The 12,446-nt window shown below is 60.8% G+C and carries 14 protein-coding genes and 2 pseudogenes; 10 read left to right on the top strand and 6 right to left on the bottom strand.

The annotated features are described in order from the left end of the window. Positions 1-34: 34 nt before the first annotated feature. Positions 35-1,228, top strand: coding sequence for an acyl-CoA dehydrogenase family protein (locus CAK95_RS27165; RefSeq protein ID WP_245303540.1), 1,194 nt, complete (start codon positions 35-37; stop codon positions 1,226-1,228). A 29-nt stretch (positions 1,229-1,257) separates the two neighbouring features. On the opposite strand, the gene CAK95_RS27160 is transcribed toward CAK95_RS27165, so the two are convergent. From CAK95_RS27160 to CAK95_RS30525, 4 genes and pseudogenes are all read right to left on the bottom strand, one after another. Beyond that, a complete protein-coding gene (locus tag CAK95_RS27160) occupies positions 1,258-1,977 on the bottom strand; it encodes an SDR family NAD(P)-dependent oxidoreductase (protein WP_086090798.1) in 720 nt (239 codons plus the stop codon). A 63-nt stretch (positions 1,978-2,040) separates the two neighbouring features. Then, positions 2,041-3,285: an acyl-CoA dehydrogenase family protein gene (locus CAK95_RS27155; RefSeq protein WP_086090797.1), complete on the bottom strand. Its 1,245-nt coding sequence runs from the start codon at positions 3,283-3,285 to the stop codon at positions 2,041-2,043. 121 nt (positions 3,286-3,406) lie between these two features. After that, positions 3,407-3,751 carry a helix-turn-helix transcriptional regulator gene (locus tag CAK95_RS30080; protein ID WP_245303539.1) on the bottom strand — a complete coding sequence of 115 codons (345 nt, stop codon included), beginning with the start codon at positions 3,749-3,751 and terminating at the stop codon, positions 3,407-3,409. Between the two features lie 180 nt (positions 3,752-3,931). Continuing rightward, positions 3,932-4,375: pseudogene (locus CAK95_RS30525) on the bottom strand (cupin domain-containing protein); the annotation flags it as partial. 161 nt (positions 4,376-4,536) lie between these two features. On the opposite strand from CAK95_RS30525, the pseudogene CAK95_RS27145 reads away from it, so the two are divergent. The 3 genes and pseudogenes from CAK95_RS27145 to CAK95_RS27135 all read left to right on the top strand — a co-directional run. Further along, a pseudogene (locus CAK95_RS27145) lies at positions 4,537-4,802 on the top strand (acyl-CoA dehydrogenase family protein); the annotation flags it as partial. Between the two features lie 172 nt (positions 4,803-4,974). Beyond that, positions 4,975-5,316 (top strand): DoxX family protein, encoded by a 342-nt coding sequence (locus CAK95_RS27140; protein WP_086090795.1) that lies wholly within the window; start codon positions 4,975-4,977, stop codon positions 5,314-5,316. Further along, positions 5,316-6,074, top strand: a complete 759-nt coding sequence (locus CAK95_RS27135; protein WP_086090794.1) for a glucose 1-dehydrogenase — start codon at positions 5,316-5,318, stop codon at positions 6,072-6,074. Before CAK95_RS27140 ends, CAK95_RS27135 begins: the two co-directional genes overlap by 1 nt. A gap of 74 nt (positions 6,075-6,148) precedes the next feature. On the opposite strand, the gene CAK95_RS27130 is transcribed toward CAK95_RS27135, so the two are convergent. Further along, positions 6,149-7,120, bottom strand: a complete 972-nt coding sequence (locus CAK95_RS27130) for a Bug family tripartite tricarboxylate transporter substrate binding protein (protein ID WP_086090793.1) — start codon at positions 7,118-7,120, stop codon at positions 6,149-6,151. Between the two features lie 230 nt (positions 7,121-7,350). Between CAK95_RS27130 and CAK95_RS27125 the strand changes: the two genes are divergently transcribed. The 4 genes from CAK95_RS27125 to CAK95_RS27110 are packed head-to-tail and all read left to right on the top strand — an operon-like array spanning position 7,351 to position 10,719. Beyond that, entirely contained in the window at positions 7,351-8,124 is a 774-nt protein-coding gene (locus CAK95_RS27125; protein ID WP_086090792.1) for an ABC transporter ATP-binding protein, read from the top strand. Continuing rightward, positions 8,124-8,906, top strand: coding sequence for an ABC transporter permease (locus tag CAK95_RS27120; RefSeq protein WP_086090791.1), 783 nt, complete (start codon positions 8,124-8,126; stop codon positions 8,904-8,906). The genes CAK95_RS27125 and CAK95_RS27120 overlap by 1 nt, the downstream gene beginning before the upstream one ends. After that, positions 8,903-9,673: an ABC transporter permease gene (locus tag CAK95_RS27115; RefSeq protein ID WP_425349648.1), complete on the top strand. Its 771-nt coding sequence runs from the start codon at positions 8,903-8,905 to the stop codon at positions 9,671-9,673. Before CAK95_RS27120 ends, CAK95_RS27115 begins: the two co-directional genes overlap by 4 nt. After that, complete coding sequence (locus tag CAK95_RS27110; protein ID WP_086090790.1) at positions 9,673-10,719, top strand: 2,5-dihydroxypyridine 5,6-dioxygenase NicX family protein; 1,047 nt, start codon at positions 9,673-9,675, stop codon at positions 10,717-10,719. Before CAK95_RS27115 ends, CAK95_RS27110 begins: the two co-directional genes overlap by 1 nt. A 226-nt stretch (positions 10,720-10,945) precedes the next feature. Here the strand turns inward: CAK95_RS27110 and CAK95_RS27105 are convergent, their stop codons facing one another. Continuing rightward, a complete protein-coding gene (locus CAK95_RS27105; RefSeq protein WP_086090789.1) occupies positions 10,946-11,278 on the bottom strand; it encodes a hypothetical protein in 333 nt (110 codons plus the stop codon). A gap of 231 nt (positions 11,279-11,509) precedes the next feature. Between CAK95_RS27105 and CAK95_RS27100 the strand changes: the two genes are divergently transcribed. Both CAK95_RS27100 and CAK95_RS27095 read left to right on the top strand, forming a co-directional pair. Next, positions 11,510-11,761 carry a hypothetical protein gene (locus tag CAK95_RS27100; protein ID WP_086090788.1) on the top strand — a complete coding sequence of 84 codons (252 nt, stop codon included), beginning with the start codon at positions 11,510-11,512 and terminating at the stop codon, positions 11,759-11,761. A gap of 266 nt (positions 11,762-12,027) precedes the next feature. After that, positions 12,028-12,444 (top strand): Hsp20/alpha crystallin family protein, encoded by a 417-nt coding sequence (locus CAK95_RS27095; RefSeq protein ID WP_086090787.1) that lies wholly within the window; start codon positions 12,028-12,030, stop codon positions 12,442-12,444. Positions 12,445-12,446 lie beyond the last annotated feature (2 nt).

Raw genomic sequence — 12,446 nt, 5'->3', positions numbered from 1 at the left:
GCTGAGGGTTGGCGCAACAAGAAGGATAACAAACATGGACGCCATCAACGCCGGTGCAATGAACGTTTCCGTTCCATTAGGCGAAGATTATCCGGAGATCCGCGAGGGCGTGCGCGCCATCTGCAAGAAGTTTCCGTCGGAATACTGGCGCAAGCTCGAAGACAATGACGATTACGCCGAGGAATTCGTCAAGGAGCTGAGCGACGCAGGTTATCTCGCAGCCCAGATTCCCGAAGAATACGGCGGTTCGGGGCTGCCGCTGCGCGCGGGCTGCGCGATCCTGGAAGAGATCAACGCCAATGGCGGCCATGGCGGCGCCTGCCATGCGCAGATGTACATGATGGGCATGCTGCTGCGTCACGGCAACGAAGCGCAGAAGCAGAAATATCTTCCGGGCATCGCCGAAGGCAAGATCCGCTTTCAGGCCTTCGGCGTCACCGAGCCGACGACGGGCTCCGACACCACCAGGCTGAAGACGCGGGCCGAACGCAGGGGCGATAAATATATCGTCAACGGCCAGAAGATCTGGACCTCGCGCGCACACAAGTCCGACCTGATGACGCTATTGGTCCGCACCACGCCGGTCGATCAGGTCAAGAAGAGGACCGAAGGGTTGTCGGTGCTGCTGGTCGAAATGAAGGATGCCGTCGGCAAGGGCCTGACGATGCAGCGCATCGACACCATGATCAATCACCAGACCAACGAACTGTTCTTCGACAATCTCGAAGTGCCGGTCGAGAACCTGATCGGCGAGGAGGGGCAGGGCTTTCGCTATATCCTCACCGGCATGAATTCGGAGCGCATCGTCGCCGCCTCGCAATCGTCAGGCGATTGCCGCTTCTTCATCAACAAGGCGGTGGCCTATTCCAAGGAGCGTGAGGTGTTCGGCCGTCCGATCGGCCAGAACCAGGGCATCCAGTTTCCACTGGCGCGCTGCTATGCCGAATGGAAGGCGGCCGATTTGATGATCCGCGCGGCTGCTGCCCTGTTCGAAGCCGGCAAACCGTGTGGTGAGGAAGCCAATATGGCCAAGCTCCTCGCCAGCGAGGCGGCCTGGCACGCCGCCGAAGCCTGCATGCAGACCCATGGCGGCTTTGCCGCGGCGCGCGAATTCGATGTCGAACGCAAATGGCGCGAGGCGCGTATTTCGACGATTGCGCCGATCTCGACCAACCTCATCCTGGCCTATATCGGCCAGAACGTGCTGGGGATGCCGCGGTCGTATTGACCGATCAATGGCCTGACTCGCGGGGCTGACTAGATCGCGTGATGACCGGCTGCCTGGCCGCCATCGACGTGAAGAATCTCCCCGGTCACGAAACCCGCATTTTCCAGATACAGAACCGCGTCCACAATGTCCGATATCTCGCCCATCCGCCCCATCGGATGCAATGCGGCGAGTGCCTGATGGGCCTCGACTGGATGCATCGGCGTCTTGATGATCCCGGGCGAAACCGCATTCACGCGAATGCCTTTCCGTGCGAACTCGATCGCAAGCGATCTCGTCGCGGCGTTCAGTGCGCCTTTGGTGAGCGATGCCAGCACGGACGGCACACTTGTCATGGGTTGGTCGACAAGGCTGGTCGTGATCGTTACGACGTGGCCGCTCCCTTGTCGCTCCATCATCTCGATCGCGCGCTGTGTCATGTAGAAGAAGCCCGAGATGTTGGTCGCGGTGTAGAGCGCGAAATCGTCCCGGGAATAGGCGGTAAACGGCTTGGCCATGAAGATGCCGGCATTGTTCACCAGCATGTCGACCCGGCCGAAGCGATCCAGTGCTTGCCTGAATACCAGGTCTGCCGTGTCCGGATTGGCGATATCTCCCTGCACCGTCACGGTGTCCGGATCGCTGCTTTGCTGGATGGAGCGTGAGGTCGCGACGACGCGGTAGTTGCGCGCTCTGAGCGCCTTGACGATTGCCGCACCAATTCCCTGCGACGCTCCGGTTACAACGGCGACTGGTTGTGCTGTGCTCATCGTTCGGCCGGTCTGTTGATGACTGATGGAAATGATGGTCTGTCGCGATACAAGCGTAATCCTTCAGGCCGTGCTGATCGCCGCGAGCGGGTCGTAGTCCGGCGATTTCAGCATGGTGTGGAGTTGGCGGCGGCGGACACCTATGTTGCCCCCGTCGAAGATCGGAAGCGCGAGCGCATCCTGTAGAAGCCGCCCAAGTGGAGCCTCATGGTCGTAGCTATCGACGCCGACGACACGCATCAAATCGGTGATCACGCGAACCGCGGTCTCCGACCCGTAAATCTTGGCCTGTATCGCAAGTTCGTCGGCGGCAGGTGATTGCGTGTCGACCGCATGGCACGCGCACCAACTGAGATATCGCGCCGCCTCGATTGAAGTCTTCGCGTCAGCCAACGCGTATCCTACGGCCTGATGCTCGATGATCGGATGAATGCCGCCGCGCTTTTCGGTTCTGGCGAAGTGCAGCGCAAACTCAAACGCCGCGCGCATCAGTGCGACACCGAAAATCCCGACCAGGGCCGCGGTCCCGGTGAAACTGGCCGCCGTGAGGGCAAGACCGCTTCCCTCTTCGCCAAGCAAATTGTCCCGCGGTGCGGAGACATTTTCGAGACGGAACTCGGGGACGAGATGCGCGCGATGTCCAATCGTGTCGATTGCGCGCTCAAAAACGATACCGGATGCGGGGCGCTCGACGACGATGACCGAAATCGCCGTCCCGGGCAACGCGTCGGGATCGGTCCGGCACACGACGCACAGGATATCGGCTCCTTTGCGATCCCACCCGGTCGCCGACGAAACCCACTTCTTGCGACCGTTGATGATCCAGTGGTCGCCCTCAACCTTGGCCTTCGTGCGCACACCCTCGCCTGGTGCAGGGGAGGCTGCGTTTGCACTGCCCCCCGGCTCACTGGCACAAAAACTTGCTAACGGCGCTCCGCTCTTTTTCAGGAATGGGCCAAGCAACCGGCCGCATTGCTCCGGTGTGCCGCCGAGCAGGATCGGCAGAAAGCCGAGCACGGTTCCGAGCATCGTCAAGGTGACGCTCGCATCCACGCTATAGAATTCTTCGGCCATGATGGCCATGTCGACCAAGCCTGCGTTCTCGCCACCGGCCGGAGCCGGGACGCATTTCCGCAGGAAGCCGGCCGCCACCATCGCTTCATAGACTGGCCGGGTCGCGAGGAAACGCTCCTCGGGAGTAGGCAACGATTGGGCAATTCTCGCGCCGGCAAGCACGTCGCGCGCAAACTGGCGGGATTCGCGTTGAAGTTCACGCTGTTGAGGGGTCAGTGAGAAATCTATGGCCATAAGACTTTTCCGCACCTGATAGCGCTTCGTCGGAGCACAAACGGCTATCGGATCGATGCGGGGAAGTCTTGGACGCCAGCGCCCGATCTATTGGCGTCTGGTGCACCCGGGCATTGCCGGCTCAAACAAGTGTTCCGCTCCGGCGGCGCTTCAGGCCGGCGTCCGGCATGCTCGCACGGCGGAATTCACGGGGCGATGTGCCGTTGATACGTTTGAACAGGCGGTTGAAATGCGAGATATCCCGGAAGCCCGCGGCAAAGGCTATGTCGGCAATGGTCCGTTTGGGCTCGACCAGCAAATTACGGATGCACGCGGCGATGCGCCGGTCGTTGACATGCTCGCCGACGGAGCGGCCGGTCGATGCAAACAGCTTGTGGACGTAGCGCTCCGAACAACGAAACGTTCGCGCCAATGTGGCGGCGGAGAGATTGCACTCGTTGCTGTGATGCTCGATGTGGTCCAGCATCATCGACATCAAGACGGGCGCATTCAACCGTCCGGCTGGTTCTTCCTCGATCGCGCAAGGCGCATGGCACACCAGATCGACGATGTGCGCACCGCTTGCCGACAGCAAGACATCCGGCACGTGGGAGGCGAGACAGAGTTCGGCGTGGCCGGCAAGCGCTCGCGACAGCGCCCTGCCGACTTCCGTGGTGGCCAGCGTGAGCCGCGGCCGCTCGCAGAAGCCACGTGGCAAAAGCTTTCGGGGAATCGCAAAGCAGAACAGTTCGAAGTCTCGACAATTGGCGATTTCGAACGGCTCCGTGGTATCTACCACCGCGAGATCGCCAGGTCCGCAGACCTGCTCGTGGCCGCGCTGTTCGTACCGGCCTATTCCTCTCAATTGCAGGTTTATGAAACTCAGATCGTCGCTGCTTCGCGCGATATGCGAGGGAAGTCGCAGAACGGTGTGTTTGCTGGCGGTGACGCGGGACACCGTTACAGGGGCAGCATCGGCCCTGGCTATCGTTCCCTGAAAGGGCTGATCGGCTATCTTGCGGGGCTCGAGCCGAACGAAAGCGGCGGCCAGATCATCAGCCCAGGTACCAAAGCCTTGATCGGCCCGAGATGGTTTTGACGACCATTCCACGACGCATGCCAACAATTGCTGGACGGCCAAGTCGCAACTATAGGCTCTTTAATCAGAGCGAGCAAGATGACGTTCGCCCACGCCGGATACACTGCAACACACCGTGGAAAATGATCGCTTGCAAGTGAGTGGCTCTAAAGGCGCTGCGACCGCAATCCAGCGCCGAATGGAAGGCGGCCGATCTGATGATCCGCGCGGCTGCTGCCCTGTTCGAAGCCGGCAAACCGTGTGGTGAGGAAGCCAATATGGCCAAGCTCCTGGCCAGCGAGGCGGCGTGCAGACGCATGGCGGTTTCGCCGCGGCGCGCGAGTTCGATGTCGAACGCAAATGGCGCGAAGCCCGCATCTCGCTGATCGCGCCGATTTCCACCAATCTCATTCTGGCCTATATCGGCCAGAATGTGCTGGGCATGCCGCGGTCGTATTGATTTTATAACTGTGGGCGATTCTATATGGTCATGGCCGGGCATAGCCGTTCGAAGAACGGCGTCGCTTCGCTCGCCTATGTCCTGGCCCTCCACGTCTTGGCCGTCGTTTGTTCTTTAGACGTGGATGCCCGCAACAAGCGCGGGCGTGACGCATCGAATGCTGGGGGCGTAAATGATGTCTGCTGCAAGCTGGGGCGTTTGGCTCACATGGCTGCTGGCGCTGCTGTTTGTGGTGAACGGCATCGCCAATCTGTTCAACCCGAAGCCGTTTCGGGATGACTTCGCGCGCTGGCAATTTCCGGGCTGGTTCTTTCTGTTTAACGGCGCCTTTCAGATCGCCACCGGCCTGCTGCTGGTGTTCGAGCAGACCCGCTGGCTGGGTTTTGCGCTGGCGGTCGTGGTCTGTCTCGGTGTCTACGCCACCCTGATCCGCTTCCGCGAATTCTCGCATATGGGACCGATTACCGTATTGTCGGCATTGGTGTTGCTGGCGATGTGGAGAATCTGGGGCTGATGCCGAAGGTTGTGGCCATCACCGGAGGCGGGCAGGGCATCGGCCGGGCGATTGCGTATGCCTTTGCCGATGCCGGATATGCGGTGTCGATCGCCGATCCGGTTGCCGATGGCGGTGAGGAAGCGCTCGCGCATCTCAAGATGCGTCAGCCGACATCCATCTTTGAGGCGTGCGACATTTCACAAAAGGTGGATATCGAACGGTGGATCGGTCGCACCGTCGAGGAGATCGGTATTCCGGACGTGCTGGTGAACAACGCCGCGATCCTTGCCAACGGCCCGTTTCTCGATTTGTCGGCGGAGGATTTCGATCGCGTGCTGGCGGTCAATGTGCGCGGCACGTTGCTGTGTACCCAGGCGGTCGCCAGAGCGCTGGTCAATGCAAAGCGCGGCGGCAGCATCGTCAACATCGCGTCGACACGCGCGCTGATGTCCGAGCCTAACACCGAAGCCTATAGCGCCTCGAAGGGCGCCATTGTTGCGCTGACGCATGCAACAGCGATGAGCCTTGGGCCGATGAATATCCGAGTGAATTGCGTTAGCCCCGGCTGGATCGAGACATCGGATTGGCAATATTCAGGCCGCGCCAGGACGCCGAAACATTCGCAGCGTGACCGGAAGCAGCATCCTGTCATGCGTGTTGGCGTACCGGGCGATATCGCCGAAGCCTGTCTGTTTTTGTCTAGGCCGGACAGCTTCATCACCGGACAGAATTTCGTCATCGACGGCGGCATGACGAAGAAGATGATCTACGAATAGCGCAGGCGACAAAGCCAACGAAATCCGGACACGCTCCTGGCGCGCCCGGATTGTATCGCATCAGTTTGTCTTCGCTAATCCGTCTTGCCGCTTGCCTTCACCACATCGCCCCACATCGCATATTCGGAGCGGATGCGCTCAGCGAGACCGTCCGGACTGTCGGCGATCACCTGGAAGGTGAGATCGTCGAGACGCTTGGCGATTTCCGCATCGCTCAGGATCTTCTTCACCTCGGCGTTGATCCTGTCGACGATCGGCTTCGGCGTCCCGGCCGGCGCAAGGATGGCGATCCAACCGAACACATCGAAGCCGGGAATGGTCTCGGCCATCGACGGGATGTCCGGCTTTCGCTTGAGGCGATCCTTTCCGGTCACGGCGAGGATCTTGATCGGCGCATTGTCGTCGAGCGCGGCAACAGTCGAGAAGGTCAGCACCGCCACCTTGATATGCCCGCCGGTGAGATCGGCCTGTGCCGCCGAGCCACCCTTGTAGGGGACATGCGTCATGGCGATGCCGGCCTTGGCGTTAATGAGCTCGCCGGCGACATGATGCGGCGAGCCGACACCGGACGAGCCGAACGACAGTTGCCCCGGATGCTTCTTTGCGTATTCAATCAGTTCGGCAACCGTATTCACACCGAGCGACTTGTGCACCACCAGCGCCAATGGTGCGCCGGCGACGGTGGTGATCGGCGTGAAGTCCTTCAGCGGATCGTAGGGCGGCGGCTGGAAATGCGGAGTGATGGTGAAATTGGCATTCGGCGCGGTCAACAGCGTGTAGCCGTCCGGCGCCGCTCGCGCGACGAAGGACGTGCCGATATTGCCGCCGGCGCCGGCCTTGTTTTCGATCACGACCGTCTGGCCGAGCGCTGTCTGCAATTTGGTCTGGATCAGCCGCGAGATCTGATCGGTCGAAGCACCCGCCGGGAACGGATTGACGAGGGTGATGGTGCGGTCGGGGTAAGTTTGCGCCGTGGCGCCTGTCGCAAAGGCAAGTGTAGCAATCAGGGCAAAGCTGAAACGGGCCGATCTCCGGAATGTCTCCATATTGTCCTCCCTCGATGCATTTCTCGACGTTTCCTCGATGTTTTCTTGCAGTTTCCGTCTTCATTCTGCGGCATTCAAGGCTTTCCGCTGGGCTCGATGGCTAGAGGAAACTGCACATTGCCCACGCAGGGATTGCCCACTCCAGGCGCTTGCCGCACCTGTGATGCCCCGCTATCGTGCGCGCGCTTAAAGGGGGACGGCATCGACGATGACCGGTTTGCGGCTGCTTTATGATTTCAATTGAAGGCCTGTCCAAAACTTTCGATACGCAGCGAAACCGTCCGTATCTTGCCATTACCGATATCGATCTGAAGGTGGGGGACGGCGAATTCGTCTCGATTCTGGGTCCTTCGGGCTGCGGTAAATCGACCCTTCTGTACATCGTCGGTGGCTTCGTGCCGCCATCGACCGGGGTGATCCTGGTCGACAACAAGCCGGTGACGGGCCCGGGCCCGGATCGCGGACCGGTATTCCAGGAATTCGCGCTGTTTCCCTGGAAAACGGTGCTGGGCAACGTGATGTACGGCCTCTTGGAGCAGGGCGAGAACCGCAAGGCCGCCGAAAAGCGGGCGCGCGAATTGCTGGCGATGGTCAACCTGACCCGCTACGCCGACTTCTATCCGAAGGAGTTGTCCGGCGGCATGAAGCAGCGCGTTGCCATCTGCCGCACGCTGGCCTACCGGCCGAAAATCCTGCTGATGGACGAGCCGTTCGGTGCGCTCGATGCGCATACCCGCGTGCGGTTGCAGAACGATCTGCTCGATATCTGGGAGCAAGACCGCAAGACGGTGTTGTTCGTCACCCATAGCGTGGAAGAAGCGGTGTTTCTCTCCGATCGGGTGATCGTGATGACGCGCTCGCCGGGCCGTATCAAGGAGATCATCTCGATCGATCTGCCGCGGCCGCGCAACCGCGCCGAACTTCTGGTCAACCGCAAGTATCAGGATTACGTCGTCGATATCGAGAAGATGATGGAAAACCCGGTCGACGAGGCGGCGCATTGATGAAGAGCCTCACCGCCATACCCGGGGTGCCGCCGCTGATCGCCTGTTTCTGCTTGCTGCTGGCGTGGGAGTTCTTCGCGCGGTGGCTTGGTCTCGATTCCTTGCCGACGGCCTGGGATACGCTCAAAAGCCTGCCGGCGATCCTGAAGGACCCGCGGTCGCTCTATGACATCCTGTCGTCGGTGCGCCGCATGGCGATGGGCTTTGCTTTCGCGCTCGCCTTTGCCATTCCGGTCGGGTTGTTGATGGGGCGCAGCCGCAAGGTCGCCGCCTTCTTCAACCCGTTCTTCATGATCATCTATCCAGTGCCGAAGGCGGCGCTGATGCCGATCATCATGCTGTGGCTTGGCATCGGTGAAGCGTCGAAGACGCTGGTGATCTTTCTCGGCGTGTCACTGCCGGTGATCTACCACACCTATCAGGGTTCGAAAGCCGTCGGCGAGAAGCTGCTCTGGTCCGGCGCAGCGATGGGTATGACTCCATTGCAACGGTTGCTTCGCATCGCGCTTCCTGCGGCGATGCCCGAAATCATGGTCGGTTGCCGCACCGGGCTCGTACTGGCGCTGATCACCATGGTGACCAGCGAAATGATCGTGCGGCAGGCCGGCATCGGCAATCTGTTGTTCAACTCGCTCGATCTTGCGCAATATGAAGCGGTCTATGCGACCATCATCATCGTCGGCGTGCTGGGCTTCGTTCTCGACCTGATCTTCGAGAAGCTGCGTGGCATCGTCGTCGGCTGGGCCGATCCTGTTCATCAGATCGCGGTGGGCTCGGCATGACCATGAATCGCCGCGTTGCCGAAATCGCGATCGGTGCGATCCCGATCCTGATGCTGCTGGGGCTGTGGGAATATCTCACGGTCACCAAGATCGCGCCGCCGACGCTGCTGCCGTCGCCGGGCGCGGTCTTCACGCGCTTCGTTCAGTTGCTCGGCGATTCAAATTTCCTGGGTCATGCTGCGGTCACGCTTTATCGGTTGTTCTGCGGCTTCGGCCTTGCGGTGATCGTCGGCATCGGCCTTGGCATTGCCGGCGTCGGGAGCCCGCTGGTCGGTTCGCTGCTGCGTCCGGTGATCCGCGTTCTCGCACCGGTGCCGAAGATCGCGCTCTATCCCGCCTTCATGCTGACGCTCGGCTTCGATCACGCCTCGAAGATCGCTCTCGTCTTTGCCGATGCGATGTTCCCGATCCTGCTGGCGACTTATCAGGGCGCGCTCGCGGTCGATACGAAACTGGTCTGGTCGGCGAGAGCCATGGGCGTGAGCCGCACCAAGGCCTTGTTCACCGTGGTATTGACGGCGGCCTTGCCATCGATCCTCACCGGCTGCAGGATCGGCCTTATCATTTCCTGCATCGTGGTTTTTCTGTCGGAGATGATATCGTCGACCGACGGGCTTGGGCATCTTCTTGTCCGGGCCGCGCGCAACTTCCAGACGGTGGACATGTTCGTGCCCATCATCGCGATTTCCGTTCTGGGACTGCTGCTGAACGCGGCATTCAATGCGTTGCGCGCGCGTCTGTTGGTCGGGTTCCCGGAGGAAAGCTGATGCTGGCTGATCGCATCGAAGCAAAGTGGATCGACGCTTTCTGCGAATTGTTCGAGAAATGCGCGGTGAAGAAGGGCGACACCGCCGCCATTCTGTCCGAGACGCAGTCACGGCAGCTCAATGTGCATCTGGCAGAACTGGCCCTGCTGCGCCTCGGTGCGCGGCCGTTTCATGTCGTCGTGCCGACCCCGCGCAACGAATTTCCCGTGCCGATCCGTTCGACTGGGGCCAGTGTGGCGATCGGCAAGCTTGCGCCGGTGGTGTCCGCTTTGGCGCAGGCCGGGTTCGTGGTCGATTGCACGCTCGAAGGTCTGATGCATGCGCCGGAGACACCGGAGATTCTGAAAGCCGGCGCGCGCATCATGGTGATCTCTAACGAGCATCCGGAAGCGCTGGAGCGCATGCGGCCCGATCCTGCGCTGGAGAACCAGGTGCGTAATGCGGCGCGCATGCTGCGCGGCACGAAGCGCATGAAGGTGACATCGGCATCCGGTACGGATCTCGATGTCGACATGACCGACGCGCAGACGGTCGGCATCTGGGGCTGGACCGAAAAGCCGGGCACGCTGGCGCATTGGCCGGGCGGCATCGTTGTCAGCTTCCCGAAGAACAAGTCGGTCAACGGCACGCTGGTTCTCGACCGCGGCGATGTGAACCTGACCTTCAAGCGCTACATGGCCGAGCCGATCCGGCTCGATTTCAAGGATGATTACATCACCGACATCATCGGCGAGGGCGCTGACGCCGAGATGTTCCGCAAATATCTGGCGGCCTGGGGGGATCGCGAAGCCTACGCGGTGTCGCATGTCGGCTTCGGCATGAATCCGGGTGCGCGCTACGAGGCGCTGTCGATGTACGGACAGCGCGACACCAACGGCACCGAGATTCGTGCGGTCGCCGGCAACTTCCTGTTTTCGACGGGGGCCAATGAATTTGCCGGCCGCTATACCGCCGGGCATTTCGATCTGCCGGTCATGAAAACCACGATCGCGCTCGACAACACCATTGTCGTGAAGGACGGCGTGCTGCAGGACGTGTTCGGCTGACGAGGATTATTCTGCGCGCCGGCTAAGGCGGCGTGCCGCTCCACGATTGTCCGTATTGGGTTGATGAACAGGCGGCATCGCGCGGCGGTTTCGGCTGGCGCGCTGCCGCTCCGCCCGGGAATCTGGGATTGGGATGGTCTGAGTCGCGCCGGAAATCGACGCGAATGACATTGTGGTCTCGCTCCATGACGAGTCTGCTGATCAGGGTGCGGCTCATGACAGTCACCTATTGCAAGGGCTGTCCCTGATCGTTGCCGCCGGACCGGAGAAGTCCGCCGAGGCGTTTCTTTCGCACAAGCCGTCGGTAATTTTGTTGCGACCTTCTCGCCTGGTGGTCCAGTTGCCGCAGCGCATCCATGATGGCGTCGAAACGGACAGGGGAGCGGGGACCGAGCCGCAGGTCCGGTGCGGCCTCCACGGCGCAGGCGTCCGACGCCCATGAGGCCAGGATCGCGCGCTTTTCGTTCAGGGTGAGGTCGGGGTCGTCAACCACCTCGGAAGGGTGGCTGAAGGCATGAGCGGGATGAAGAAACTGATCGAGATCGAAATTGTCGGTCATTGCCACATCTCCAGAATTGAAAACATGGACGCAAGTGTGCGGACCGGCCGCACCAGTATTCCTCCGACCGAGCGATTTAGGTGAAGGCCCTACGCCGTCAAGAGGGAGGACCGAACTCTTGACGAAAAATTCGGACGGATTAACTTTTTGACGCCGGGATAATCCGTCGGCGAAATCCATGAGGTTCTTCAACGAATTCGGCCATGTGATACGATTCGACCAGGTGATACGATGACGACGCAACTGTCCGATCGCATTCGTGCCCATAAAGCCAATATCGACCGTTATTGCCGCCTGCTGGCCACCGAGCTGACGGATCATGAGCGGCAATATATTCACAAGCGCATCACCGAAGAACACGCCATGCTGAGCAGGCTTGAAGCCGCCGTGGCGCAGCGGGATGCTCCCGGCAAGGCTGGCGCCGATACGGTGATTGCCGCACAGGCCATGGCCAAAAATCGCGGCGGCTATTCCAACCTCTGACGGCCATTCCGATGCGGGCGCCAGCACTGTGGCGCTCATCCTGTGGCACCCGGCGATGGTAGCGGTCGGCACTGCGACCGGCCGGTGGGGCTGCCATAAGCGCATACCGGGCAAACCATCGCGCCGGACCACCCGATTGAGGTGGTCGATAAACGGTTTCTTTTCCTTCCGGTTGTTTGTTCGGCTGCCGTAGCTGCTTTGGCGCCATCGGCTATGTCATTGAATTCTGATGGCCCTGGTATCAAATGACAGGGCGAGGAACCTTCATGGCTGAATTTCCCAACAATTGGATGTGGTCCGAGGCGTGCGACATGCTTGCCCGGGCGGAGCGGATGCACCGCGAGTTTTTTCGGCCCGCCGGCCCCGGTATGCGTGCGCCGTCCTGGCAGCCCCCCATTGATATGCTTGAGACCGATCGGAACGTTTTGATTCTGGTGGCGCTCCCCGGTGTCGAACCTGATCGCGTCGAGGCGGTGATCGATGGTTCCGACCTTGTGGTTGGGGGAGCGCGGGTTCTGCCGCCAGAGTTGCGGACCGCGGTGATCCATCGCCTCGAGTTACCGCAAGGCCGCTTCGAGCGGCGGATTCCTTTGCCGGCTGGCCGCTACAGCGCCGTTCACCGATCGCAGGTGCATGGCTGCATTCTGATTACGCTCGAGAAAGTGACGGTGTCCCGTGGCTGATG

The sequence above is a fragment of the Pseudorhodoplanes sinuspersici genome (assembly GCF_002119765.1).
Classification (GTDB): Bacteria; Pseudomonadota; Alphaproteobacteria; order Rhizobiales; family Xanthobacteraceae; genus Pseudorhodoplanes; species Pseudorhodoplanes sinuspersici.
Note: the sequence above shows the minus strand (reverse complement) of the source record. Positions and strands in the feature narration are given on the sequence as shown.

Bases quoted from the DNA above. Each gene is read 5' to 3' on its own strand.
- CAK95_RS27165 (WP_245303540.1), top strand. From the start codon at position 35: ATGGACGCCATCAACGCCGGTGCAATGAACGTTTCCGTTCCATTAGGC.
- CAK95_RS27160 (WP_086090798.1), bottom strand. From the start codon at position 1,977: ATGAGCACAGCACAACCAGTCGCCGTTGTAACCGGAGCGTCGCAGGGA.
- CAK95_RS27155 (WP_086090797.1), bottom strand. From the start codon at position 3,285: ATGGCCATAGATTTCTCACTGACCCCTCAACAGCGTGAACTTCAACGC.
- CAK95_RS30080 (WP_245303539.1), bottom strand. From the start codon at position 3,751: ATGCTGGACCACATCGAGCATCACAGCAACGAGTGCAATCTCTCCGCC.
- CAK95_RS27140 (WP_086090795.1), top strand. From the start codon at position 4,975: ATGATGTCTGCTGCAAGCTGGGGCGTTTGGCTCACATGGCTGCTGGCG.
- CAK95_RS27135 (WP_086090794.1), top strand. From the start codon at position 5,316: ATGCCGAAGGTTGTGGCCATCACCGGAGGCGGGCAGGGCATCGGCCGG.
- CAK95_RS27130 (WP_086090793.1), bottom strand. From the start codon at position 7,120: ATGGAGACATTCCGGAGATCGGCCCGTTTCAGCTTTGCCCTGATTGCT.
- CAK95_RS27125 (WP_086090792.1), top strand. From the start codon at position 7,351: ATGATTTCAATTGAAGGCCTGTCCAAAACTTTCGATACGCAGCGAAAC.
- CAK95_RS27120 (WP_086090791.1), top strand. From the start codon at position 8,124: ATGAAGAGCCTCACCGCCATACCCGGGGTGCCGCCGCTGATCGCCTGT.
- CAK95_RS27115 (WP_425349648.1), top strand. From the start codon at position 8,903: ATGACCATGAATCGCCGCGTTGCCGAAATCGCGATCGGTGCGATCCCG.
- CAK95_RS27110 (WP_086090790.1), top strand. From the start codon at position 9,673: ATGCTGGCTGATCGCATCGAAGCAAAGTGGATCGACGCTTTCTGCGAA.
- CAK95_RS27105 (WP_086090789.1), bottom strand. From the start codon at position 11,278: ATGACCGACAATTTCGATCTCGATCAGTTTCTTCATCCCGCTCATGCC.
- CAK95_RS27100 (WP_086090788.1), top strand. From the start codon at position 11,510: ATGACGACGCAACTGTCCGATCGCATTCGTGCCCATAAAGCCAATATC.
- CAK95_RS27095 (WP_086090787.1), top strand. From the start codon at position 12,028: ATGGCTGAATTTCCCAACAATTGGATGTGGTCCGAGGCGTGCGACATG.